Source organism: Xylophilus sp. GOD-11R, assembly GCF_033546935.1.
In the GTDB taxonomy this organism is placed as follows: Bacteria; Pseudomonadota; Gammaproteobacteria; order Burkholderiales; family Burkholderiaceae_C; genus Xylophilus.
Window position 1 is genome coordinate 5,059,362 of sequence record NZ_CP137854.1, and the last position, 24,807, is coordinate 5,084,168.

Below are 24,807 nucleotides of genomic sequence, written 5' to 3' on the forward strand. Positions count from 1 at the left end.
CCTTTCAGGCAGCGACGGTGGCGCCGACGGCCGCGTCGATGGATTCGGCCAGCACCGCCAGCGCGTCGTCGAACTGCTGCTGCGGGATGGTGAGCGGATACAGGAAGCGGATCACGTTGCCGTACACGCCGCACGACAGCAGGATCAGGCCACGCGCCAGGGCTTCCTTCTGGATGCGGCCGACGACGGCGGCATCTGGCTTGCCCTGTGCATCGTTGAACTCGGCCGCGACCATGGAGCCCAGACCGCGCACGTCGGCGATGGCCGGGCAGCGCTCGCGCAGCTCGCCCAGAAATTCCTGCAGTTGCGCGCCCAGGTCCACCGAGCGTTGCAGCAGGTTTTCTTCGCGGATCGCCTCGATCACCGCGAGCGATGCCGCCACGGCCAGCGGGTTGGCTGCGTAGGTGCCGCCCAGGCCACCGGGCGCGGCGGAATCCATCACCTCGGCGCGGCCGCACAGGGCCGACAGCGGCATGCCGCCGGCCAGGCTCTTGGCCATGGTGACCAGGTCGGGCTTGACGGTGTGGTGCTCCATGGCGAAGAGCTTGCCGGTGCGGCCGAAACCGGTCTGCACCTCGTCGGCGATCAGCAGGATGCCGTGGGCATCGCAGATCTCGCGCAGCTTCACCATGAGTTCGGCCGGGGCCACGTTGAAGCCGCCTTCGCCCTGCACCGGCTCGATGATGATGGCCGCCACGCGGCTGGCTTCGATGTCGCACTTGAAGAGCTGGGTCAGCGCGTCCAGGCTGTCCTGCACGGTGATGCCGTGCAGCGGCTGCGGGAAGGGCAGGTGGTAGACCTCGCCGGGGAACGGGCCGAAGCCGATCTTGTACGGCGCGACCTTGCCGGTGAGCGCCATGCCCATCATGGTGCGGCCGTGGAAGGCGCCGCCGAAGGCGATGACGCCGCTGCGGCGGGTGTGGGCGCGGGCGACCTTGATCGCGTTCTCGACGGCTTCGGCGCCGGTGGTGAAGAAGGCGGTTTTGGCGGGGCCGGCGATCGGCGCCATGGCGTTGATCTTCTCCATCAGGTCGACCACGCTTTCATAGGGCACGACCTGATAGCAGGTGTGGGTGAAGCGTTCGAGCTGGGCCTGGATGGCCGAGATCACCTTGGGATGGCGGTGGCCGGTGTTGAGCACCGCGATGCCGGCGGCGAAGTCGGTGAAGACGCGGCCTTCCACGTCCCAGATGGTCGCGTTCTCGGCGCGCTCGGCATAGAAGTCGCACATCACACCCACGCCCCGGGCGGCGGCGGCGGTGCGGCGTTGTTCGATCTGCTGGTTGTTCATGGCTCGGGTCCGGAAAAAGGAAAAAGATGGGTGGAGGTTCGCCGCTGATTACAGGTCGAAGCGGTCCTACAATCCAGTTCCGCTTTGCCGATATGGATGGTGCCAATTGAAATCGATCAGCGTGGATCTCCTGGCCCAGCGCCTGCAGGCGGAGCAACTCGCGCGGCCCGGCGACCCGATCAACCGGCTGCTCTACGAATGCCTGCGCGCCGCCATCCACGACGGCAGCCTGCCGGCGGCCAGCCGCCTGCCGCCTTCGCGCGATCTGGCTGCGCAGCTTGGCATTTCGCGCAACACGGTGATGCATGCCTACGAGCAACTGATGACCGAGGGTTATGCCAAGGGCCTGACCGGCAGCGGCACCTATGTGGCCGACCGTATTCCCGATTTGCCGGTGCTGCCCCGGCCGTCGGCGGCCAGCACGCTGCGTTCGCGCGGCGTGGCGGCACGGCTGTCGTTGCGCGGGCGCAAGGTGGTCGACGGCGCTCTGGCGCAGACCCGGCAATGGGGTGCGTTCATGCCGGGGCTGCCCGACATCACGCAGGCGCCGCACCAGAAAATCGCGCAGATCACCGCACGGCTCGGCCGCACGCTGTCGCCGGCCACGCTGAGCTATGCGGCCGGCGGCGGCCACGCCGCGCTGCACGAAAGCCTGGCGGTGTATCTGCGGCAGGCGCGCTCGGTGGTCTGCGAGCCCTCGCAGATCGTGGTGACCGAAGGCGTGCACCAGGCCATCGACCTGATCACCCGCGTGCTCGGCGACCCCGGCGACACCGCCTGGGTGGAAGAGCCCGGCTACTGGGGCACGCGCAGCGTGCTGGAGATCAACGGCATCGCCCTGCAGCCCCTGCCGGTGGACGCCGAAGGCATGCGCCCGCCGCCTGGCGACCGGCCGGCCGCGCAGCCGCCGCGCTTCGCCTTCGTCACGCCGTCGCACCAGTACCCGCTGGGCGCGGTGATGAGCATGTCGCGCCGGCTCGACCTGCTGGCCCATGCGGCACGCGACGGCACCTGGATCGTGGAGGACGACTACGACAGCGAATTCCGTTTCGCCGGCCAGCCGATCCCCTCGCTGCAGGGACTGCTGCCGGATGCGCCGGTGATCTATGTCGGCACCTTCAGCAAGACGCTCTACCCGGGCCTGCGTATCGCCTACATGGTGGTGCCCACCACGGTGGCGGCCGCCTTTCGCACCGCGCAGGCCGAGCTCTACCGGGGCGGCCACATGCTGATGCAGGCGGCGCTGGCCGAGTTCATCTCGTCGGGACAGTACGCCGCGCATATCCGCCGCATGCGGCTGGTGTATGCCGCGCGGCGGGCCTTTCTGATAGGACTGGTGCAGCAGTGGCTGGGCGAAGGCTGGATCCACGAGTACGACACCGGCGCCGGCCTGCACCTGGTGCTCGCGCTGCCCGTGGGTTGCGACGACGTGGCCGTCACCGACGCATGCGCGGCGGCCGGCGTGCTGGTGCGTCCGCTGTCGCGCTACTACCTCGGCCGGCGCCGTAGCGCCGGGCTGCTGCTCGGCTTCGCCAGCGTGCCGCAGGAGCAGATGCTGGCGCCCTTCGAGATCGTGGTGCGCTGCATCCGGCAGGCGGTCAAGGCGCCCGACGCGGCCTAGGGACAGTGCGTCGCCCGCGTCCTACAGGCGATGTGGTGGCGCGAGCGATGGACAGCGGGCGCCGTCATCGGCATCTTCTGCGATTCGTCTGCTCGCGAAACGACCGTCATGCCGGAACAGGACCAGCCTTCCACCGAATCGAAGAACCACGACGCGGGCGAAAGGCAACATCGCGATCCGGAAGACCCCGGTGACGCTCAGGAAGGCGAGAAGGGAGAGGACGGATCGCCACCGAAAGACGGCAAGGCCGACGGCGACCAGCCCGCCAAGCCCTCGCCCCTGAAGAATCCCAAGGTCCGCATCGCGCTCGTCGTGCTGGGCCTGGTGGTGCTGGTGGCGGGCACGATCTGGTTCGTGCAGTACTGGCGGCACGGGCGCTTCGTGCAGAAGACCAACGATGCCTATCTGCAGGCCGACCTGGTCGCCATCGCGTCGAAGGTGCCGGGCTATGTGGAAGAGGTCTACGTGCGCGACAACCAGACGGTGCAGGCCGGCCAGCCGCTGGTGCGCATCGACGCCCGCGACACCCGCGCCCGCGCCGAGCAGGCCCAGGCGCAGGTCGACCAGGGCCTGGCCTCCATTGCCCAGAGCGATGCGCAGATCGCCCAGCAACGCTCGCAGATCGCGGTGGCGGATGCCCAGCTGCAGGGCGCGCGCCAGAACCTGAAACACGCACAGGAAGAGGTCGACCGCTATACCCCGCTGGTGGCGCAGGGCGCGCACACCGCCGAGCAGCTCGACCGCCTGCGCGAGACACGCGACCAGGCCTTGTCGCAGGTGGCGGCCGCGCAGGCCCAGCGGGAAGCGGCGGCGCGCCAGGAAGGCAGCTTCCGCGCCCAGCAGAAGGTCGCCGCGGCCCAGGTGGAGCAGGCGCGGGCGCAGCTGCGCCAGGCCGAGGCCGACCTCGGCGCGACCGTCGTGCGAAGCAGCATCGCCGGGCGCATCGGCGACCGCACGGTGCGGGTGGGCCAGTACGTGCAGCCGGCCACGCGGCTGATGTCGGTGGTGCCGGTCGACGACATCTATCTGGTCGCCAATTTCAAGGAAACCCAGATCGGCCTGATGCGCATCGGCCAGCCGGCCGACATCCATGTCGATGCGCTGCCCGACAGCGTGCTGCACGGGGAGGTCGAGAGTTTTTCGCCGGGCACCGGCGCGCAGTTCGCGTTGTTGCCACCGCAGAACGCCACCGGCAACTTCACGAAGGTCGTGCAGCGGGTGCCGGTGCGCATCCGGGTGGACGCCGGCACCGAGTCGCGGCGGGTGCTGCTGGCCGGGCTGTCGGTGACGGTGGAGGTCGACACGCTGGGCGCCAGGGACCAGCGGCAGCGGGCCGAGGACGAATCCGACCGCACGGAAAACGGCCGCGAGGACGCGCGCCGGCAAGAGGTGCAGCGCGACCGCCAGTCGGTGCAGCCGGGGCCCGGCCGATGAGTGCGGCCAGCGCCGGCGCCGGCGGTGCACGGCAGCCTGGGCAAGCGCAGCGCTCCGGCCGCGCCGAGCGCGCCGATTCCGGTGCCTGGCTCGCGGTGGCCGCCGGCACCATCGGCTCCTTCATGGCATTGCTCGACGTGTCGATCGTGAATGCCTCGCTGCCCACCATCCAGGGAGAGATCGGCGCCACCGGCACCGAGGGCACCTGGATCTCCACCGCCTATCTGGTGTCGGAGATCGTCATGATCGCGCTGGCCGGCTGGTTCCAGCGGCTGCTGGGCCTGCGCCGTTTCCTGCTCGCCGCGACCATTCTGTTCATCGCCTTTTCGATGGTCTGCGGCGTGTCGACCTCGCTGGCGCAGATGGTGATCGGCCGGGTGGGGCAGGGCTTTACCGGCGGCGCGATGATTCCCACGGCCATGACCATCGTCAGCACCCGGCTGCCGCCGCGCCAGCAGCCGGTGGGCGTGGCGCTGTTCGGCATCACCGCGGTGCTCGGGCCGGTGATCGGGCCGCTGCTGGGCGGCTGGCTGACCGAGAACATCAGCTGGCACTACGCCTTCTTTCTGAACCTGCCGGTGAGCATCGTGCTGATCGCGTTATTGGCCATCGGCCTGCCGGCGCAGAAGGGCCGGCCCGAGCTGCTGGCCAATGCCGACTGGTGGGGCATCTTCGGGCTCGCCGTGGGTCTGGGTTGCCTCACGGTGGTGCTGGAGGAGGGCCAGCGCGAGCGCTGGTTCGAGTCCGAGCTCATCCTCCAGCTGACCGCCTGCTCGGTGGTCGGCTTCATCGCGCTGGCGATCGGGCAGTTCACGGCGGCATCGAAAAAGCGCGAGCCGGTGGTCTACCTGCGCATCCTGCGCCAGCGCACCTTCGGCATGGTCTTTCTCATCAGCCTGGTGGTCGGCGGCGCGCTCTACGGGCTGCTCTACCTGATCCCGCAATACCTCGCCAACGTGGCCGGCTACAACTCGCTGCAAGCGGGCTACGTGGTGCTGCTCAGCGGCATTCCGGCGGTCTGCATGATGCCGCTGTTCCCGCTGCTGGCGCGCACCGTGGACATCCGCGCGCTGATCGCGCTCGGCCTGCTGTGCTTTGCCGGCAGCTGCTACCTCAACGCCTTCCTCACGCCCGACGTGGTCGGCGAGAACTTCGTCTGGCCACAGATCCTGCGCGGCTTCGGCCAGTACTTCTGCATGCTGTTCCTGAACCAGGCGGCGACGAGCTCGGTCGGCAAGGAGTACGCCGAAGACGCCGCCGGGCTCTTCAACGGCGCGCGCAACCTGGGCGGCTCCTTCGGCCTGGCGCTGGTGTCGACGCTGCAGGAGCGCCGCACCACACTGCACCTGCAGCAGGTGGGCGAATCGATCACCGCCAACTCGCCGCGCGGCCAGGACTATCTCGGCGGCCTGGCATCGCAGCTGGGCTTCGGCGACGCGGCCACCGGCCTGCAGCGCGCCATCGGCGCGTTCGGCCGCGAGGTCGAACGCCAGGCCACGGTCATGGCGTATTCGGACCTGTTCTGGATCTTCGGCGTGATCCTGCTGTGCACCATTCCGCTGGTGCTGTTTCTCAAGCCGCTGCCGCAGGGGCAGAAGGCCGGACCGGCTACCTGACATGAGCAGCATCACCCGTCAACTCATCACCATCGTGGCCGCCGCCGGTCTGGCGGGGTGCACGTCAGGCCCCGATTACCGGGGTGCGCCCGACGCCGCGCCGCAGGCCTCGGCCGCCGGAGCCTTCCACCGTGCGGACGCGGCATCGGAGCCCGCGGCGCCGCCGCCGGCGCGCTGGTGGGAAGCGCTGGACGATTCGATCCTCACCCGCCTGATCGAGCAGGCCTTCGCCACCAGCCCGAGCCTGCAGGCGGCCGAAGCACGTATCCGGCAGTCGCGGGCCACGCTGGCCCAACGCCGCGCCGGCGCGCTGCCGGGCGCCACCGCCACCGGCGCGGCGATCAAGGCCTCGATACCGCCGGGCAGCCCGTTGTCGGCGCTGGGTGGATCGTCGTCTTCGTCCGGCTCGGCAGAAGGCGGGCAGGCATCTGAAGGCCGGCGCACCATCGATTTCTATACCGCCGGTTTCGACGCCATGTGGGAGATCGATATCTTCGGCGGCGTGCGGCGCGGCATCGAGGGCGCGGCAGCGCAGTCCGATGCCGCCGTGGCCCAGTACCAGGATGCCCAGGTGCAGCTCGCCGCCGAGGTCGGCCAGGCCTATGTCAGCCTGCGCGGGCTGCAGCGCCAGCTGGAACTGGGCCGCGCCAACACCGCGCTCCAGCGCCGCATGCTCGCGCTGGTCGAAATGCGCCGGCAGGGCGGCACCGCCGACGACCTGGACGTCGAGCGTGCGCGCGCCCAGCTCACCGGCACCCAGGCCGACGTGGTGCCGCTACCTGGCCGGATCACCGAAACCCTGGACCAGCTGGCGCTGCTCACCGGCCAGGAGCCCGGTGCCCTCGATGCCGACCTGCGCCAGCCGGCGGCTTTGCCGAAGCTGCCGGCGGCGGTGGCCGTGGGCGATCCGGCATCGCTGCTGCGGCGGCGGCCCGACGTGCGCGCGGCCGAACGGACGCTGGCCGCCGGCAATGCGGCCATCGGCCAGGCGATCGCCCGGCGCTTTCCCCGCGTCACGCTGTTCGGCAACATCGGCTTTTCGTCGAGCAGCGCGTCCGACCTGTTTCACCACGACAGCCTGGCGGTGATCGGCGGGCCGATCCTGCAATGGAACTTCCTGGACTTCGGCGGCAACCGTGCCCGGGTCCGCCAGTCGCAGGCCGCCTACGACGAGGCCGAGGCGCGCTATCGGCAGGCGGTGCTCGCGGCGCTGCAGGATGCGGAGCAGGGCGTCTCACGCTACCGGAGCCAGCGCGAGACGCTGGAGCAACTGGCCCTGTCGCGCGACACCGCCACCCGGTCGGCTGCCATCGCGCAGACGCGCTATCGGGGCGGCACCGCCAGCCTGCTCGACGCGCTCGACGCCGAACGCCAGCGGCTGCAGGCCGAGGACGGCCTGACCCGTGGCGCTACGGCGCTGGTCACGCAATACGTGTCCCTGCAAAAGAGCCTGGGCCTGGGCTGGTCCGAGCCGCCCGACGCGCCGGTCGCCGCCCGCTGACATCGCCGCGAGGGCGTGCCACCGACAGCGCATGCGGATCGATTCCGACGCTGTGCCCCGGTGGTGGCGCGAACATCGGCTGCTCCAAAACTGCCCTGCGGGAGCCGCCATGGCTGACAGCAAGCGATGGTCGCAGCACGTGACCGAAACCAGTGACGCGATGGACCTGAAGGACGGCGTCTTCAAGCAGACCGACCCGAAGAAGATCGCCCGCTCGCTCAAGGCCTCGGCCGAGCACAGCGACCGCCGCAAAGCCGAGCCTTTTCGCTCGGCGATGTCGATGCTCAACTTCTACATCAACCGCGCCGGCGAGCATCTGGAAGCCGCGCAGCGCAAGCACCTCGACGATGCCAAGGACGAGCTGCGCGCGCTCTACGGCAAGCCCGCCGCGGGCGCTTCGAAGAAAAAGCAGACCGGGAACAAGCCGGCCAAGCGCCCCCAGGAAGGCCCGGGCAGGGCCTGAGCGACTGGCCTCAGACCGGGTCGAGGTGCGTCATCACGCTCAGCACCTCGTGGCCGGCCATCACCCGCTGCCGGGCCTCGACCGTGATCGCATGGGCTGCCTCCACGGTCAGCCCGCCGTCCACCTCCAGGTGCACGTCCACCGCCAGCAGGTCGCCCATGCGGCGGGTGCGCAGGTCGTGCACGCCGCGTACGCCAGGCGTCTGTGCCAGGGTGAGGCCAATGGCCGCGACGGCGTCTTCGTCCGCGCCGCGATCCATCAGGTCCTGCAGCGCGTCCCAGCCGAAGGTCCAGCCCATGCGCGCCACCATGCCGCCCACGATCAGCGCGGCCACCGGATCGAGCAGCGGGTAGCCGCACAGGTTGCCGACGATGCCGATGCCCACCACCAGCGAAGACGCCGCGTCCGATCGTGCATGCCACGCATTGGCCACCAGCAGGGTCGAACGCAGCCGCCGCGCCACGGCCAGCATGTAGCGGAACAAGCCCTCCTTGGCGATCAGCGCCACCACCGCCACCACCAGCGCCACGCCGTGCACCTGCGGTATCGCCTCGGGCGTTTCCAGCCGCACCACGGCGGTGGCCGCCATGCCCAGGCCCACGACCAGCATCAGCACACCCAGCGCCAGCGTGGCGGCAGTTTCGAAGCGGTGGTGGCCGTAGGGGTGGTCGGCATCGGCCTCGCGGCGGGCGAGCGGCCCGGCCACCAGCACGATCGCGTCGCTGACCAGGTCGGTGAGCGAATGCAGCGCGTCGGCGATCAGGCCCTGCGAGCCCGAGAAGATGCCGATCGTGAACTGCAGCGCCGACAGCGCGACGTTGACCGCCACGCTGACCCAGGTGCTGCGGCTGCCGGCTGCCGTGCGCAGGGCGGCATCGGCATCGTCCGGGACGAGGGGATCGGGCGCTGGAGCGGGACGGACGGTCTGCATGTCCGCCATTGTCGTGCCGCGCCCGCGCCGGCGACCCCGTTGGCCCCGCTCAGAAGCCTTCGAGCACCACCTTGCCCTGGGCCTTGCCGCTTTCGATGAAGGCATGCGCGCGGGTCAGGTTGGCCGCGTCGATCCTGCCGAATTGCTCGCCCAGCGTGGTACGCACCCGGCCGGCATCGACCAGCTGCGCCACCTCGGCCAGCAGCTCGCCCTGGCGGTGCATGTCGGGGGTCTCGTAGCTGGAGCGGGCGAACATGATCTCCCAGTGCAGCGAGATGCACTTGCTCTTGAGCGGCATCGCATTGAGCACCGGCATGTCGTCGATGACGGCGAGCTTGCCTTGCGGCATCAGCGCTTCGATCAGCTGCTCGTAGTGCTGCTCGGTCTGCGTCAGGCTGGCGACCATGTCGACCGAGGCGATGCCTTCTTCGCGCAGGGCAGCGGCCAGCGGGAAGCGGTGGTCCACCACCAGGTGCGCGCCAAGGTCCAGGCACCACTGGCGCGTTTCGGCTCGCGAGGCGGTAGCCACGATACGCAGCTGCGTCAGCTGGCGCGCCAGCTGGATCAGGATGGAGCCGACGCCGCCCGCGCCGCCCACCACCAGCAGCGTCTGCCCGGCACCGCCCCCGTGCGCCACGCCGAGGCGGTCGAACAGCAGTTCGTAGGCGGTGATCGAGGTCAGCGGCAGCGCGGCAGCCTGGGTGTCGGAAAGCGACTTCGGCGCCAGCGCCACGATGCGTTCGTCGACCGCATGCAATTCGCTGTTGGTGCCGGGACGCAGGATGGAGCCGGCGTAGTAGACGCGGTCGCCCGGCTGGAAGTTGCGCACCTGCGCGCCTGTCGCTTCCACCGTGCCGACGGCGTCCCAGCCCAGCACGCGGAATTGGCCGGGTGCGGGTTTGGCGTTGCGGCGCACCTTGGTGTCGACCGGGTTGACCGACACCGCCTGCACCCGCACCAGCAGGTCGCGCGGGCCGGGTTGCGGGGCGGGCAGCTCGATGTCCTGCAGGGCGCCGGGCTGGTCGATGGGAAGGGGCTGGGCAAAGCCAATGGCTTTCATGTGGTGTGTCCTTGGTCGATGAATCGGATGAACTCTAGTTCGACAATCGCCGCTTGATAAGCAGCCTCGGCGACGGATCAGTTTCAAATGCAGTTTGAAAATCTCTCGGACCTTCGATTGATCAGCCATGCGGCCCGCACCGGATCGCTCAGCGCCGCCGGGCGCCTGCTCGGCATGAGCCCGGCGGCGGCCAGCGCGGCGCTCAAGCGGCTGGAGCGGCAGACCGGCGTGCGCCTTTTCGAGCGCAGCACCCGGGCCCTGCGGCCGACGGCCGAATGTATCGGCCTGATTGGCTACGCCGACCGGGCACTCGACCTGCTGGCCGAGGCCGGCTCGCAGCTGACGGTGGGGCAGGGCGCGCTGCTCGGCAGGGTGCGGCTGGCCGGGCCCTCCGACCTCACCCGCAGCGTGCTGCTACCCTGGCTGGACGAGTTCCTGGCCGCGCATCCCGGTGTGGTGCTGTCGCTGTCGGTCAGCGACCGCCTGCTCGACGTGGTGCGCGACGAGGTCGACGTGGCCCTGCGCCTGGGCGAGCTGGCCGACTCCCGGCTGGTGGCGCGGCGCCTGGCGGTCGGCGATCGCGTCACCTGCGCATCGCCCGCCTACCTGGCGCGCCGGGGCACGCCGCGCACGCCGCAGGACCTGCTGCAGCACAACTGCCTCACCTACCACGTGGCGCGCGGCCCGCACGATCGGTGGCGATATGCGCCGGTGGACGGCGGCGGCGCCTGGCAGGAAGTGCGGGTGCGCGGCGACCGCATGGCCGACGACGCGGCCATCGTCCACCAGTGGGCGCTGGGCGGTGCCGGCGTGCTGTGCAAGTCGCGCCTGGACGTGGCCCAGGACATCGCCAGCGGCGCGCTGGTGGCCCTGCTGCCGGGATGGAAGTGCGAGGACTATCCGCTCAACGCCGTGCTGCCGAGCGGGCGCTTCGTGCCGGCGCGGGTGCGGGCGCTGGTCGATTTTCTTGCCACGAAGTTCGCCGATGCGAGCGCCTGAACCGGCTGGCCGGCAGGCGCGTGGGGACAGCGCGGCATGGTCATGCAGCCGTGCGGCCGACGCGATATGGTCGCGTGTTTTTTTCCACCCACTCCCAACCGAACGGACATCGCCATGACCCAAGCGCTCGCCTACGCCGCCACCTCCGCCGAGACCCCGCTGGCCCCGTTGACCATCGAACGCCGCGCTCCGGGCGAACTCGACGTCGCGCTCGACGTGCTGTTCTGCGGCGTTTGCCACTCGGATCTGCACACCGCCCGCAACGAATGGAAGAACACTCTCTATCCCTCGGTGCCCGGCCACGAGATCGTCGGCCGCGTCACCGCGGTGGGTTCGCTGGTGAGCAAGTTCAAGGTCGGCGACATCGTCGGCGTGGGCTGCATGGTCGACAGCTGCCAGCATTGCCAGCCCTGCACGGACGGCATCGAGCAGTACTGCGAAAACGGTTTCACCGGCACCTACAACGGTCCGATGTTCGGCGGCGAGAACACCTTCGGCGGCTATTCCAGCGCCATGGTCGTGCGCGAGAGCTTCGTGCTGAAGATCAGCCACGACGAGGCCTCGCTCGCGGCCGTCGCGCCGCTGCTGTGCGCGGGCATCACCACCTATTCGCCGCTGCGGCAGTGGAATATCGGACCGGGCTCCAAGGTGGGGGTGGTCGGGCTGGGTGGGCTCGGCCACATGGGCGTGAAGATCGCGGCGGCGATGGGCGCGCATGTGGTGCTGTTCACCACTTCTGCCAGCAAGCGCGAGGATGCGTTGCGGCTGGGGGCTAGCGAGGTGGTGGTTTCTCGCAACCCTGAGGAGATGGCTGCTCAGGCGGGGAAGCTGGATTTCATCCTCAACACCGTGGCCGCGCCGCATGATCTCGATGCTTTTCTGGCCCTGCTCAAGCTCGATGGGACGATGACGCTGGTCGGGGCGCCTGATTCTCCGCATCCCTCGCCCAATGTGTTCAGCCTGATCCTCAAGCGTCGGCGCCTGGCTGGCTCGCTTATCGGTGGCATCCGCGAGACGCAGGAAATGCTTGATTTTTGTGCCAAGCACGGGATTGTGTCGGATATTGAAGTTATTCGGATGGATGAGATTAATGGGGCTTATGAGCGGATGCTCAAGAGCGATGTCAAGTATCGGTTCGTGGTGGATATGGGGACTATTCGCTGATTCTTCTTCTGCTGAACGCTCGGTGGGGTTGAATTCTTACTTTTGCAGAGCGGGCTTTTTTGGATTTGCGTATTTCTTCTCTCTGCCGAGGGTGGAGCTGGGGGCTTGCGAGCCCCCAGCTCCACCCTACGAACAGTAGAAGAAAGAAAACAGAAAACCCGCCAACCAAAGAAACGCCCCACCCCTAATAAATTGAAGGTTAATAAACAACCCCGAAAACCCCTTTAACCCAAACCAAAAAAACCTATTCCATCGGAATATTTTCCAGATCCGCCATCCAGACAGCAGATTCCGAATCACTAGGCGCCCGCCAATCGCCGCGTGGCGACAACGACCCCCCCGACCCGATCTTCGGCGCATTAGGCACGCAAGACCTCTTGAACTGACTGATCTGAAAAAACCGCCAGACAAAGGTTCGCAGGTGCTTCCGAATCTCCGCCAGCGAGTACTCGTGGTGCGGATCCAGCAAATCCTCAGGCCACCCGCCGATCTCCCGGTCGTGCCAAGCCGAATAAGCCAGATAAGCCACCTTGCCAGGCCGAAACCCATACCGCACCGTGTAGTACAGGTGAAAGTCCTGCAACTCGTAAGGCCCGATCGTGTCCTCGGTCCGCTGCCCCGGCTGCGCACCCCCACCCGCCGCCTCATGCGGAATCAGTTCCGGACTGATCTCGGTCGAGAGAATGTTGCGCAGCACGGTGCTGCCATCGCCGCCCAGGAGCCCGGTGTCGGCCACCCACCGCACCAGGTGCTTGATCAGCGTCTTGGGCACCGACGCATTCACGTTGTAGTGCGACATATGGTCGCCCACCCCGTAGGTGCACCAGCCCAGCGCCAGCTCGCTCAGGTCGCCGGTGCCCGCCACGATCGCGTTGTGGAAGTTGGCCAAGCGGAACAGATGGCTGGTGCGCTCACCCGCCTGCACGTTCTCGAACGTGATGTCGTAGACCGGCTTGCCGTCGTGGAAGGGATGCCCCAGGTCCGCCAGCATCTGGATGCAACTCGGGCGGATGTCGATCTCGCGCGCGGTGCAGCCGATGGCGGCCATCAGCTGGTGCGCCTGCTGCAACGTACGTTCGCTGGTCGCGAAGCCCGGCATGGTGAAGCCGAGGATGTTGCTGCGCGGCAGGCCCAGACGGTCCATGGTCTGCGCCAGCACCAGCAGGGTGTGGGTGGAGTCGAGCCCGCCGGAGACGCCGATCACCACCTTCTGGATCTTGCTCGCTTCCAGGCGCTGCACGAGCGACTGCACTTGAATATTGAAGGTTTCGTGGCAGCGCTCGTCGCGGCTGGCGGCATCCGAAGGCACATAGGGAAAGCGCTCCAGCCGCCGCATCAGGCCGCCGGGCACCGTGGCGGGCAGGGGCAGGTCGAACACCACGGTGCGCCAGCCCGAGAGCTGCTGGCGGTGCTTCTGCACCGACGTGCCGAAGCTGTTCTGCCGCATCCGCTCGCGTGACATGCGCTCCAGGTCGGCATCGGCCAGGATCAGGTGCGATTGGTTGGAAAAACGCTCGCTCTCGGCCAGCAGTTCACCGGCCTCGTAGATCAGCGCCTGGCCGTCCCAGGCCAGGTCGGTGGTCGACTCGCCGATGCCGGCCGACGAATACAGATAGGCCGCCTGGCAACGTGCCGATTGCAGACTCACCAGTTTGTGCCGGTACTCCGACTTGCCGATGGTGATGTTGGATGCCGACAGGTTGACCAGCACCGTCGCGCCGGCCAGCGCCGCGTAGCTGCTGGGCGGGATCGGCACCCAGACGTCCTCGCAGATCTCCACGTGGAGCTTGAGCAGCGGCAACTGTCGCGCCTGGAAGAGCAGGTCGGTGCCGAAGGGCGCGACCGTGCCGCAGAGCTCGATCTCGGTGGCCAGGGCGGTGTCGGCGCCGTTGAACTGGCGGGCCTCGTAGAACTCGCCGTAGTTGGGCAGGTAGGTCTTGGGCAGCACCCCGAGGAGCCGTCCGCCGGCGACGACCGCCGCGCAGTTGAACAGCCGGTGCTCCACCCGCAGCGGCAATCCGACGATCGCCACCGCCGCGACCTCGCGCGAGGCGTCGACCACCGCCTGCAGCGCGACCTCGCAGGCGTCGAGCAGGGCGCTCTGATGAAAAAGATCTTCGCAGGTATAGGCCGAAAGGCCCAGTTCCGGAAAAGCCACCAGCGCGGCCCCTTGGGTGCAGGCTTCGCGGTAGAGGCGAATGGTCTCGGCCGCATTGAAAACCGGATCGGCCACCCGGTTGCGGGGCACCGCCACGCCCAGTCGGGCAAAGCCGTGGCGGTAGGGGTTGTGGAAAGGAAGGTCGCTGGAAGTCACCACGGGCTCTTTCGTCAGGATCGTCTCGATTCGGTCGACTGTAAGTCCTGTACGGCGGCTCTGCCTGATACCGGCAGAGGCCGGATTCGATCGGCGAAAGCGCTTTACGTGACCGGAGGCCCCCACTAGCATACGTGGCTCGCGCAATATGTATGCGCTCACTATTACTAATACGACGGAGCGAAGTGCGATGAACGAATTAGAAGTGAACTGCGTCCAGCGTGTACGACCGGATGCCGACCACCATGAGATCACCCATCTGGGCCACCTGGGCTTCGGATGCATGGTGCCGGTGGAGTTGGCGGTGGTCCAGGTCATGAGCCGGGTCAACCGCTTCTATACCGTCGACCCGCAGACGCAGACCCGCATCTTCATCGAAGTCCGCCGCGAGGCCGGCCACTGCCCCTATCTGCAGGCGCAGTTCCACGGCGAGTGGACCCAGCACCTGTTGGCGCTGCCGGAATGCCGGCCGAGCTTTCGCATCATCCGGGCGGGGGTGACCAGCGAGACGCGGTATCCGAAGCGGTTTCGGTCGCGGACCTGAAACGGTTCGCCGCGGCCGTCTTCGACGATTCCCGAGTGAATCCGACGCCCGCGCTTCAAACTGGTGGCTCACAGCGTGCGGTAAAGCCATCGATATCGATCGTGGTCTTTCGGCGCGAGCCCGCGGCGTCGAAACGCAGGACGGCGTCATGCAGGTACCGGTCAGCCGCTACCGCGTCCATTTCTGCGCCCGTATGCGGCGCCGTCCTCATCGCTTCGGCCATCTCCGCTTCGATGAAATCATGGATGCCGACCCACCATGGGCTCGTCGCCGCCTCGCCCGCCCGCATCTTGGCGTCCAGCAGGGCGTCGACTTCGTCGAGCAAGGCATGGTCGGTCAAGACCTGGCTCGCCGGTGCGGCAAAACGCATGGGGGGGTACGCCGCGGCCTTCACGGATCCCGCGTGCCGCCAGCAAGTGGCGCAGCACGTAGAGATCTTTCTTGTACCGGACGACTTCGCCGCAGAGGTGTTCGTGCAGGTTCTTCTTTTTCGCCATCGACAGGTAGTGGCGGTACGCGCGCGCCGGCGAGAAGCTGACATCGGCGAGTTGCTGCAGACGTTCTACTTACAGGGCCTCCTGCCGGTGACGATCGGTGACCGCAACCATTCGAGCACGGTCGGGTTGGAGTTGCGCATGAGGTGCAGTGTCTTGCGCAAGCACCAGCCGTTGATATCGAGGTCGCCGCTGATGGGCAGTTCGATCCCGTCTCGTCCGGGCTCGACGGGCAGATGCCAGGAGAGGCGTTGGACGTAGATGAATCGCACGTCGTAGTCGCTGTCCGCGAGGCGAAGTCCCAGCCCCGGCTTCCCGACTCGCAAGCGAAGAGAACCTTCACCTGATGCGGGCGCTCGACGGCCGCCAGACTCTTCAGCACTTCGGTCCTCACCTCTTCCGACACGGAGTGCGCGCTCGAAACCCGTTCGTCCATCATTTTCGACCTCCGAGTTCTTCGGCAAGTCGGTGAGCACGAAGACTGCCTTCACTTCACCTGTCGACACACGCCATCCGGTTCAAGTACAGCATTACGACCACCAGATCCTCCGGACGGCCTCGGCGGGGTCGATGTCTCGGCAGGCCACCGTGACCTTGTCGGTGATGCTTTCGCGCTTGCGGCATTCGTGGAAAAAACCATCGCGCCATGACTCGCCGCTTTGTCGTGAGCGCCGTCCGGTCTCGCCCAATGCAAAAGGCCCATGGGTTGCACGTCCCATTGGCCTTTTTTTCGCATTCTGTGCTTCGTTCGACGGGAACGAAAGAATCAAACGTCGATATTCGCCGCCCGCAACGCGTTGGTCTCGATGAAATCCCGCCGCGGCTCCACTTCGTCGCCCATCAACATGGTGAACACCCGATCGGCTTCGATCGCATCGTCGATCTGCACCCGCAGCAGGCGGCGCACGTTCGGGTCCATGGTGGTTTCCCACAGCTGCTCGGGGTTCATCTCGCCCAGGCCCTTGTAGCGCTGACGCGCGGTGGCGCGTTCGGCCTCGGACAGCAGCCAGCGCATGGCGGCGCGGAAGTCGCCGACCTTTTCTTCCTTGCCGCGCTCACCTTCGCCGCGCCGCACGGTCGCGCCGTCGGACAGCAGGCCGTTGAAGGTGGCGGCGGCCAGGGCCAGCGCCTCGTAGTCGGCGCCATGCACGAAATCCTGCGTGATGACGCTGCTCTTCACGTTGCCGTGGTGGCGGCGGCTGATGCGCAGGATCGGCTTGTCGGTGCGGGTGTCGAATTCGCCGGCCACTTCGGCCGGCACGCCGGTGGTCTGCAGTTCGCGCAGGTAGGCCTGCAGGCGCACCGCGCTGCCTTCGGCCGCCTCGACCGTGTCCAGGTCCAGGGCGACGCCGTCGGCGATGGCACGCAGCGCCTCGATGTCCATGAAGCCGCCCAGGCGGGTGATGACGCCTTCGGCGATCTGGTGCTTGGCGGCGAGCTCTCGCAGGGTGTCGCCCTCGATCCGGCGCGAGTCGGCGCCGCCGGTGGCGACGCTCGCGTCCTTGAGTGCCACGCGCAGCAGAAAACCGTCGAGCTCGGAGCCGTCCTTGAGGTACTGCTCTTCCTTGCCGACCTTCACCTTGTAGAGCGGCGGCTGAGCGATGTAGATGTGGCCGCGCTCGACGAGCTCGGGCATCTGGCGGTAGAAGAAGGTCAGCAGCAGCGTGCGGATGTGGGCGCCGTCGACGTCCGCGTCGGTCATGATGATGATGCGGTGGTAGCGCAGCTTGGCGACGTTGAAGTCGTCCACGCCGGCGGTGCCGCCCACGCCGGTGGCCTTGCCGATGCCGGTGCCGAGCGCGGTGATGAGGGTCAGGATTTCGTTGGAGGTGAGTAGCTTCTCGTAGCGCGCCTTCTCCACGTTGAGGATCTTGCCGCGCAGCGGCAGGATCGCCTGGAACTTGCGGTCGCGCCCCTGCTTGGCGCTGCCGCCGGCGGAGTCGCCCTCCACCAGGTAGATCTCGCACATGGCGGGGTCTTTCTCCTGGCAGTCGGCGAGCTTGCCGGGCAGGCCCATGCCGTCGAGCACGCCCTTGCGGCGGGTCATGTCGCGCGCCTTGCGGGCGGCTTCACGGGCACGAGCGGCCTCGATGATCTTGCCGCAGATGATCTTGGCGTCGTTCGGACGCTCGAGCAGGTAGTCGGTGAGCAGGCGGCCGACGATGTCCTCGACCGGCGCGCGCACCTCGCTGGAGACCAGCTTGTCCTTGGTCTGGCTGGAGAACTTGGGCTCGGGTACCTTCACGCTGAGCACGCAGCACAGGCCTTCGCGCATGTCGTCGCCGGTGACTTCGACCTTGGCCTTCTTGGCGAATTCGTGCTCTTCGATGTACTTGTTGATGACTCGCGTCATCGCGGCGCGCAGGCCGGTGAGGTGGGTGCCGCCGTCGCGCTGCGGGATGTTGTTGGTGAAGCAGAGCACCTGCTCGCTAAAGCTGCTGTTCCACTGCATGGCCACTTCCACGCCGATGTGGGTGCCGGGAATGCCGCCGTAGGTTTCGGCCGGTTTTTCGCCCGCCGCATAGAACGAGGTGGGATGCAGGACGGTCTTGCCCTTGTTGATGAATTCGACGAAGCCGCGCACGCCGCCAGCGCCGGAGAAGTCGTCTTCCTTGCCGGTGCGCTCGTCTTTCAGGCGGATGCGCACGCCGTTGTTGAGAAAGCTCAGCTCGCGCAGCCGCTTGGCCAGGATCTCGTAATGGAAATCGTTGTTTTCCTTGAAGATCTCGGTGTCCGGCAGAAAGTGCACCTCGGTTCCGCGCTTGTCGGTGTCGCCAATGATCTTCATCGGCGAGACTTCCACGCTGTTCTGCTGCTCCAGCAGGCGGTTCTGCACGAAGCCGCGGCTGAATTCGAGCACGTGGACCTTGCCCTCGCGCCGCACGGTCAGGCGCAGCATCTTGCTGAGCGCGTTGACGCAGCTCACGCCCACGCCGTGCAGGCCGCCGGAGACCTTGTAGCTGTTCTGGTTGAACTTGCCGCCGGCGTGCAGTTCGGTCAGCGCGATCTCGGCGGCGCTGCGGCGCGGCTCGTGCTTGTCGTCGAACTTGATGCCGGTGGGGATGCCGCGCCCGTTGTCGGTGACGCTGATGGAGTTGTCGGAATGGATGGTGACGACGATGTCGTCGCAGTAGCCGGCCAGCGCCTCGTCGATCGAGTTGTCGACCACCTCGAACACCAGGTGGTGCAGGCCGGTGCCGTCGCTGGTGTCGCCGATGTACATGCCCGGGCGCTTGCGAACGGCCTCCAGGCCTTCCAGGATGGTGATGGCGCCTTCGCCGTAGCCGCCGTCGGGCGTGATCTCGACCGGCACCGCGTTCTCGATCTCGGCCTCGTAGACCGGTTCGGTGTGGGGCGGGTTGCTGTTTTCTGCGCTCATGTCGGGCTTCCGGTGGTCTGTTGCCGCTGCTCACGCGGCGATCTCGGCGGTGTTTCTCGGGTATCTCAGAAACGCCGAACCCGCGGTTCGCGCGGGTCGGGGGCGGGACGTCTGAAAGGCTGGTCGACGGCGGATCAGATCCGCATCGGCATGACCACGTACTTGAATTCTTCGTTGCCGGGAATGGTGATGAGGGCCGAGCTGTTGGAGTCCGACAGCTCGAAGGTCACCATGTCCTGCGACATGTTGGCCAGCACGTCGATGAGGTAGCCGACGTTGAAACCGATCTCGATGGCGTCGCCGCCGTAGTCGATGTCGAGCTCGTCGACCGCCTCTTCCTGCTCGGCGTTGTTGCTGGCCACGCGCAGGGTGCCGGGTTCCAGGTTCAGGCGCACGCCCTTGAACTTCTCGCTGGTCAGGATGGCAGTGCGCTGCAGCGTGGACATCAGGGGCGCGCGACCCAGGGTGATGCTGTTCTTGTGATTCTTGGGAATCACGCGGTTGTAGTCGGGGAACTTGCCCTCGACCAGCTTGGTGACGAACTCCATGCCGTCGAAGCTGAACTTGGCCTGGTTGTTGGCAAACTGCATCGTGATGCGCGGCGGATTCTCGGCATCGCCGCCGTCGGAGAGCAGGCGCTGCAGTTCCAGCACGGTCTTGCGCGGCAGGATGACTTCCTGCTTGGGCACGTCGACGTCGAGCGTGGCCGAGGCGTAGGCCAGGCGATGGCCGTCGGTGGCGACCAGCGCGAGCTGCCGGCCTTCGGCCACGAACAGGATGCCGTTGAGGTAATAGCGGATGTCGTGCACCGCCATCGAGAACGAGACCTGGCCGAGCAGCGACTTCAGCGTCTTCTGCGGCACGCTGAAGGGCGGGCCGAAATTGGCGGCTTCCTGCACCAGGGGAAAGTCCTCGGCCGGCAGCGACTGCAAGGTGAAGCGGCTCTTGCCGCCCTTGAGGATGAGCTTGCCGCCGGAGGATTCGAGCGACACGGTCTGGTCGGAGGGCAGGGTGCGCAGGATGTCGATGAGCTTGCGCGCGCCCACGGTGGTGGTGAAGTTGCCTTCGTCGCCGCCGAGTTCGGCGCTGGTGCGGATCTGTATTTCCAGGTCGCTCGTGGTGAGCTGCAACTGCGGGCCGGTTTTCTGCACCAGCACGTTGGCCAGGATCGGCAGCGTGTGACGACGCTCGACGATGCCTGCCACCGATTGCAGCGCGGACAGCAGCTTTTCCTGCGGGGCCTTCCAAACGATCATGACAACCTCTTCTCCAATTTCAGTCCGTAAGGAGCTGACTTCAACGTTTTCTTAGCGATGCGGGCAAACACCGCATTTTGCCTGCCGCCGGACCCTTTCCCGGATCATCCCTTCAGGGTTTGCTCCAGCACGTGCAATTGCTGGTTGAGCTCGGTGATCTGCTGACGTTCGGCGGCGATCTTGCGCACCGCGTGCAGCACGGTGGTGTGGTCGCGTCCGCCGAAGAGCTCGCCGATTTCCGGCAGGCTTTTCTGCGTGAGTTCCTTGGCCAGGTACATCGCGATCTGCCGCGGCCGCGCGATGCTGGCCGGCCGCTTCTTGCTGTACATGTCGGCGACCTTGATCTTGTAGTAGTCGGCCACCGTCTTCTGGATGTTCTCCACACCGATCTGCCGGTTCTGGATCGACAGCAGGTCACGCAGTGCCTCGCGCGCCAGCTGGATCGAGACCTCTTTTTGGTTGAAGCGCGAATAAGCCAGGATCTTGCGCAACGCACCTTCGAGTTCGCGCACGTTGGAGCGCACGTTCTTGGCGACGAAGAAGGCGACTTCCTCGGGCATCTCGGCAGCTTCGGAGCGCGCCTTGTTGATCAGGATCGCCACCCGCATTTCCAGCTCGGGCGGCTCGATGGCGACGGTCAGGCCGGAGTCGAAGCGCGACACCAGGCGCTCATGGATGTCGGCCAGGCCCTTGGGATAGGTGTCCGACGTCATCACGATGTGCGACTTCTTGGCCAGCAGGGCCTCGAAGGCGTTGAAGAATTCTTCCTGCGTGCGGTCCTTGTTGGCGAAGAACTGAACGTCGTCGATCAGCAGCAGGTCGAGCGAGTGGTAACGCTCCTTGAACTCGTCGAAGGTCTTGCGCTGGTAGGCCTTGACCACATCCGAGACGAACTGCTCGGCGTGGATGTAGAGAACTTTCGAGTCGGGCTTGTCGGCCAGCAGCTTGTTGCCCACGGCGTGCACCAGATGGGTCTTGCCGAGGCCGACGCCGCCGTAGATGAACAGCGGGTTGTACAGATGGCCGGGGGTGCCCGCCACGTGCATGGCCGCGGCGCGCGCCATGCGGTTGGCCGTACCCTCGACCAGGGTGTCGAAGGTGAGGGCCGGATTGAGACGGCTGCGAAAGCCCCCGGCAGCGGACTCGGCCGTCTCGCCAATGGCCACCGGCTCGGCCGGGGCCGGCACGTCGACCTGCACCGGCGGCAGCGGCGCGGCCATGCGCGGCGGGGCTTCACGGGCGGCGATGGTCAGTTCGAGCGCGACCGTGTGGCCGTAGATGTGCTCAAGCAGCTGCGAGATGCGGCCCGAGTACTGCGCCCGGATCCAGTCGAGCTTGAAGCGGTTGGCGACGTAGAGCGTGACCTTGGAAAAATCGGGCGCCACGTGGGCGACGAGGGGTTTGATCCAGGTGTTGAACTGCTGTTCGGGCAGTTCCTGGGCCAGTTGTTCGGCGCAGGCCTGCCACAGGCTGTGGCCTGCGTCGTCTGCGGCGGCCGGCGCGGCGCCGGCGGGTAGTCCCGGAATCATTGTTGGAGGTGCGTGCTCTGTGGACAGGCACGAGGTGCCAAACCCCCGGATTCTAGATTATCAAGACCTTGTCCACATGGTCGAAGGGTCGGTCCGAACGGCCGCTTCGGGGCCAACGGTTGCCACGCGGCGCGATACTGGGTGATAATTCGCGGTTTCCCTGAAATCACTTTTCGGGACGGAAGGCCGCCCGCACCGGCTTTCTCGCGGACCCCTGCTCTGCCATCTGGCGAGCGGTACGGGTCGTACGAGAGAGCCACGGCCCCAGCTGGCGAGGCTTTTTGTCGTTGTTTCCATGGCCCCAGGCCGGCAGGAACAACACCGGGGAAATTTGCCGACAGGGTCGCGGATCATCATTTCCGCGGTCGCCTTCCCATTATTTTTGTCCAGGAATTTCGCCATGAAGCGCACCTATCAGCCTTCCAAGATCCGCCGTGCGCGCACCCACGGTTTTCTCGTCCGCATGAAGACCCGTGGCGGCCGCGCCGTGATCAATGCCCGCCGCGCCAAGGGCCGCAAGCGCCTGGCAGTCTGAGGAAGGCACGCCCTTCCTGCGCCATGGTGAGGCTCTCCCTTTTCGGGCGACGCCGGGCCGGCGCGGAATCTCCATCGCATCCGGCATGGTGATCGCGTGCAGCGGCTGAAGACACGGCCGCAGTTCCAGGCCGTCCTCGCCGGCGGCATCGTGGCGCGCACTTCCCATTTCGCCCTTCACCGGCTGGCACTCGTGCCCGCCGGTGTTGTTGTGCATGCTGTGGACAAGTCTGTGGAAAAAGTGGGCGAAGAAAGTGCCGCGCCTGCGTTCGCACCGTTGTTCACCCACACCGACCACACCTGGCTCGGTGCGATGGTGCCCAAGCGCTGGGCCAAGCGCGCGGTTACCCGCAATGCGATCAAGCGCCAGATCTACACGATCGGCGGCGCCGCCGAATCGATGCTGCCGCAGGCCGCCTACGTGGTGCGTCTGAAGAGTGGTTTCGACCGCAAGCAGTTCGTGAGTGCATCGTCCGATGCGCTCAAGGCGGCCGTGCGGGCCGAGGTGCAATTGCTTCTCGCGCGCATCGACCGCGACAGCCGCCCATGACGCCCGCGCTCTGGCCCCGCCGCGCGGCCATCATGGCCGTGCGCGCCTATCGGCTGGTGCTGTCGCCCTGGCTCGGCAACCAATGCCGATTCGAGCCGACCTGCTCGGCCTATGCCATCGATGCGCTCGGCCGCCATGGCGCGGCCGCAGGCAGCTATCTCGCCGCCGTGCGCATCGCCCGTTGCCAGCCCTGGTGTGCCGGTGGCTGCGACCCGGTTCCCGAAACGCCGCCACGCCTTTTCGCGTGGCTCGGCGCTACCCAATCTCCCGCGAAGACGAACTCATGACCGACATCCGCCGCACCATCCTGTGGGTGATCTTTGGCTTTTCCATGGTCCTGCTGTGGGACAAATGGCAGATCTACAACGGTCACCAGCCGACCTTCTTCCCTTCGACCACGCCCGTGGCGACCGCGCCGAGCCCTGACGCCAGCAAGCAGGAGGGCGCTTCCTCGGTGCCGACGGTGTCGTCCACCCCGGCGCCGTCGGGTGGTGCGGTGACGGCAGGTGGCACCGAGCTGCCGCCGGCGGTCACCACCCGTCCGTCCGAGCGTGTCGAGGTCACGACCGACGTGTACCGCCTGGTCTTCGACTCGGCCGGCGGCACGCTGGTGCGCGGCGAGCTGCTCGCCCACGGCGAACTGGAAAACCGGCAGCAAAGCTTTCAGCTGCTCGAAGACAGCCCCACCCGCGTCTACGTCGCGCAGACCGGCCTGATCGGCGGCGCGTTCCCCACGCACAAGACGGTGATGACCATCGTGCCCGGCCCGCGCGCGCTGGCCGAAGGGCAGAACACCCTGCAGATCAAGTTCGAGTCGCCCGACGTCGGCGGCGTGAAGCTGGTCAAGACCTATACGCTGACCCGTGGCAGTTACGCGATCGACGTGGCGCAGCAGGTGGTCAACACCGGCACCGCGCCGGTCACGCCGCAGCTCTACCTGCAGCTCGTGCGCGACGGCAACACCGACGCCGAGAAGATTCCGGCGCCCAAGGCGCTGCAGTTCTTCGGCATGGACCACATGCCCTCGTTCTATTCGACCTTCACCGGTCCGGCGATCTACACCACCGAGAAAAAGTACCAGAAGGTCGACTTCAAGAAGATCGAGGAGAACAAGGTCGACATCGAGAAGCACTCCGACACCGGCTACGTGGCGATGGTGCAGCATTACTTCGCCTCGGCCTGGCTGCTGGGCAACGGCATCCAGCGTGACCTGTTCATGCGCAAGGTCGACAACAACCTCTACGCCGTCGGCATGATCACGCCGCTGGGCACGCTGGCACCGGGCGCCTCCAAGACGATCGACGCCACGTTGTTTGCCGGCCCGCAGGAAGAAAACAAGCTCGAAGCCCTGATGCCCGGCCTGGAGCTGGTCAAGGACTATGGCTGGCTGACCATCCTGGCCAAGCCGCTGTACTGGCTGCTCGACAAGCTGCACGGCATGCTGCACAACTGGGGCTGGTCCATCGTGGCACTGGTGGTGCTGCTCAAGGCAGCGTTCTTCTGGCTCAACGCCAAGGCCTACGCCAGCATGGCCAAGATGAAGGCGATCAACCCCAAGATCATGGCGATGCGCGAGCGGCTCAAGGACAAGCCGCAGGAAATGCAGAAGGAAATGATGCGGATCTACCGCGAGGAAAAGGTCAACCCGATGGGTGGCTGCTTCCCCATCGTGATCCAGATCCCGGTGTTCATCTCGCTGTACTGGGTGCTGCTGTCGAGCGTGGAGATGCGCGGCGCGCCCTGGGTGCTGTGGATCACCGACCTGTCGACGCCGGATCCGTTCTTCATCCTGCCGCTGCTGATGACCGCGACCTCGGTGCTGCAGACCGCGCTCAACCCGACGCCGCCGGACCCGGTCCAGGCCAAGCTGATGTGGATCATGCCGCTGGCCTTCAGCGTGATGTTCTTCTTCTTCCCGGCCGGCCTGGTGCTGTACTGGCTGACGAACAACATCCTGTCGATCAGCCAGCAGTACGTCATCAATCGCCGTCTTGGGGTGACCAAGTAACCCCCAGGCTACGCGCTTCGCGTCTTCGCCTTCCCCCTGGAAGGGGGCGGCGGGCTGGCTCGGCGTAGCCTCGCTGCCACGCCCCTCGGCTAGTCGGCGCGCTTTGCATTGCCCTTTCT

General features: G+C 66.9%; 19 protein-coding genes and 1 pseudogene. 12 read left to right on the forward strand and 8 right to left on the reverse strand.

Going from position 1 to position 24,807, the window contains the following annotated elements:
• Positions 1-4: 4 nt before the first annotated feature.
• On the reverse strand, positions 5-1,291 hold the full coding sequence (gene gabT, locus R9X41_RS23345) for a 4-aminobutyrate--2-oxoglutarate transaminase (RefSeq protein ID WP_318632813.1): 1,287 nt from the start codon (positions 1,289-1,291) through the stop codon (positions 5-7).
• Positions 1,292-1,397: 106 nt separating this feature from the next.
• Between gabT and R9X41_RS23350 the strand changes: the two genes are divergently transcribed.
• The 5 genes from R9X41_RS23350 (at position 1,398) to R9X41_RS23370 (ending at position 7,926) form a co-directional block, all read left to right on the forward strand.
• Positions 1,398-2,912, forward strand: coding sequence for a MocR-like pyridoxine biosynthesis transcription factor PdxR (locus R9X41_RS23350; RefSeq protein WP_412556645.1), 1,515 nt, complete (start codon positions 1,398-1,400; stop codon positions 2,910-2,912).
• Positions 2,913-3,020: 108 nt separating this feature from the next.
• Positions 3,021-4,346: an HlyD family secretion protein gene (locus R9X41_RS23355; protein WP_318632814.1), complete on the forward strand. Its 1,326-nt coding sequence runs from the start codon at positions 3,021-3,023 to the stop codon at positions 4,344-4,346.
• Positions 4,343-5,962 carry a DHA2 family efflux MFS transporter permease subunit gene (locus R9X41_RS23360; RefSeq protein WP_318632815.1) on the forward strand — a complete coding sequence of 540 codons (1,620 nt, stop codon included), beginning with the start codon at positions 4,343-4,345 and terminating at the stop codon, positions 5,960-5,962. The genes R9X41_RS23355 and R9X41_RS23360 overlap by 4 nt, the downstream gene beginning before the upstream one ends.
• A 1-nt stretch (position 5,963) precedes the next feature.
• Positions 5,964-7,463, forward strand: a complete 1,500-nt coding sequence (locus R9X41_RS23365; RefSeq protein WP_318632816.1) for an efflux transporter outer membrane subunit — start codon at positions 5,964-5,966, stop codon at positions 7,461-7,463.
• A gap of 109 nt (positions 7,464-7,572) precedes the next feature.
• On the forward strand, positions 7,573-7,926 hold the full coding sequence (locus tag R9X41_RS23370) for a DUF3175 domain-containing protein (protein ID WP_318632817.1): 354 nt from the start codon (positions 7,573-7,575) through the stop codon (positions 7,924-7,926).
• A gap of 10 nt (positions 7,927-7,936) precedes the next feature.
• Here the strand turns inward: R9X41_RS23370 and R9X41_RS23375 are convergent, their stop codons facing one another.
• Together R9X41_RS23375 and R9X41_RS23380 are read right to left on the reverse strand one after the other, a co-directional pair.
• On the reverse strand, positions 7,937-8,857 hold the full coding sequence (locus tag R9X41_RS23375; protein ID WP_318632818.1) for a cation diffusion facilitator family transporter: 921 nt from the start codon (positions 8,855-8,857) through the stop codon (positions 7,937-7,939).
• Between the two features lie 49 nt (positions 8,858-8,906).
• The gene (locus tag R9X41_RS23380) at positions 8,907-9,917 is read right to left on the reverse strand and encodes a zinc-binding alcohol dehydrogenase family protein (protein WP_318632819.1); all 1,011 of its coding nucleotides are present in this window, start codon (positions 9,915-9,917) and stop codon (positions 8,907-8,909) included.
• An 87-nt stretch (positions 9,918-10,004) separates the two neighbouring features.
• On the opposite strand from R9X41_RS23380, the gene R9X41_RS23385 reads away from it, so the two are divergent.
• Together R9X41_RS23385 and R9X41_RS23390 are read left to right on the forward strand one after the other, a co-directional pair.
• On the forward strand, positions 10,005-10,916 hold the full coding sequence (locus tag R9X41_RS23385) for a LysR family transcriptional regulator (protein WP_318632820.1): 912 nt from the start codon (positions 10,005-10,007) through the stop codon (positions 10,914-10,916).
• Positions 10,917-11,030: 114 nt separating this feature from the next.
• Positions 11,031-12,080 (forward strand): NAD(P)-dependent alcohol dehydrogenase, encoded by a 1,050-nt coding sequence (locus R9X41_RS23390; protein WP_318632821.1) that lies wholly within the window; start codon positions 11,031-11,033, stop codon positions 12,078-12,080.
• Between the two features lie 244 nt (positions 12,081-12,324).
• Here R9X41_RS23390 and R9X41_RS23395 read toward each other — a convergent pair whose 3' ends face one another.
• Positions 12,325-14,394 (reverse strand): NAD(+) synthase, encoded by a 2,070-nt coding sequence (locus tag R9X41_RS23395; RefSeq protein ID WP_318632822.1) that lies wholly within the window; start codon positions 14,392-14,394, stop codon positions 12,325-12,327.
• Positions 14,395-14,584: 190 nt separating this feature from the next.
• Here R9X41_RS23395 and R9X41_RS23400 point away from each other — a divergent pair, with 190 nt between their 5' ends.
• Positions 14,585-14,938, forward strand: a complete 354-nt coding sequence (locus R9X41_RS23400) for a DUF3892 domain-containing protein (RefSeq protein ID WP_318632823.1) — start codon at positions 14,585-14,587, stop codon at positions 14,936-14,938.
• 55 nt (positions 14,939-14,993) lie between these two features.
• On the opposite strand, the pseudogene R9X41_RS23405 reads toward R9X41_RS23400, so the two are convergent.
• The 4 genes and pseudogenes from R9X41_RS23405 to dnaA all read right to left on the reverse strand — a co-directional run bounded on the left by R9X41_RS23405 (position 14,994) and on the right by dnaA (position 21,596).
• Positions 14,994-15,871 (reverse strand): annotated as a pseudogene (locus R9X41_RS23405) (nucleotidyltransferase domain-containing protein).
• Between the two features lie 327 nt (positions 15,872-16,198).
• Positions 16,199-18,811, reverse strand: coding sequence for a DNA topoisomerase (ATP-hydrolyzing) subunit B (gyrB, locus tag R9X41_RS23415; protein ID WP_318632824.1), 2,613 nt, complete (start codon positions 18,809-18,811; stop codon positions 16,199-16,201).
• A gap of 134 nt (positions 18,812-18,945) precedes the next feature.
• The gene (dnaN, locus tag R9X41_RS23420; protein WP_318632825.1) at positions 18,946-20,067 is read right to left on the reverse strand and encodes a DNA polymerase III subunit beta; all 1,122 of its coding nucleotides are present in this window, start codon (positions 20,065-20,067) and stop codon (positions 18,946-18,948) included.
• Between the two features lie 104 nt (positions 20,068-20,171).
• Positions 20,172-21,596: a chromosomal replication initiator protein DnaA gene (dnaA, locus tag R9X41_RS23425; RefSeq protein ID WP_318632826.1), complete on the reverse strand. Its 1,425-nt coding sequence runs from the start codon at positions 21,594-21,596 to the stop codon at positions 20,172-20,174.
• A gap of 400 nt (positions 21,597-21,996) precedes the next feature.
• Here dnaA and rpmH point away from each other — a divergent pair, with 400 nt between their 5' ends.
• The 4 genes from rpmH (at position 21,997) to yidC (ending at position 24,688) form a co-directional block, all read left to right on the forward strand.
• Positions 21,997-22,131 (forward strand): 50S ribosomal protein L34, encoded by a 135-nt coding sequence (gene rpmH, locus R9X41_RS23430; protein ID WP_006299042.1) that lies wholly within the window; start codon positions 21,997-21,999, stop codon positions 22,129-22,131.
• Positions 22,132-22,227: 96 nt separating this feature from the next.
• On the forward strand, positions 22,228-22,680 hold the full coding sequence (locus R9X41_RS23435; RefSeq protein WP_318632827.1) for a ribonuclease P protein component: 453 nt from the start codon (positions 22,228-22,230) through the stop codon (positions 22,678-22,680).
• Positions 22,677-22,967: a membrane protein insertion efficiency factor YidD gene (gene yidD / locus R9X41_RS23440; protein ID WP_318632828.1), complete on the forward strand. Its 291-nt coding sequence runs from the start codon at positions 22,677-22,679 to the stop codon at positions 22,965-22,967. The genes R9X41_RS23435 and yidD overlap by 4 nt, the downstream gene beginning before the upstream one ends.
• Positions 22,964-24,688 (forward strand): membrane protein insertase YidC, encoded by a 1,725-nt coding sequence (gene yidC, locus R9X41_RS23445; protein ID WP_318632829.1) that lies wholly within the window; start codon positions 22,964-22,966, stop codon positions 24,686-24,688. Before yidD ends, yidC begins: the two co-directional genes overlap by 4 nt.
• Positions 24,689-24,807 lie beyond the last annotated feature (119 nt).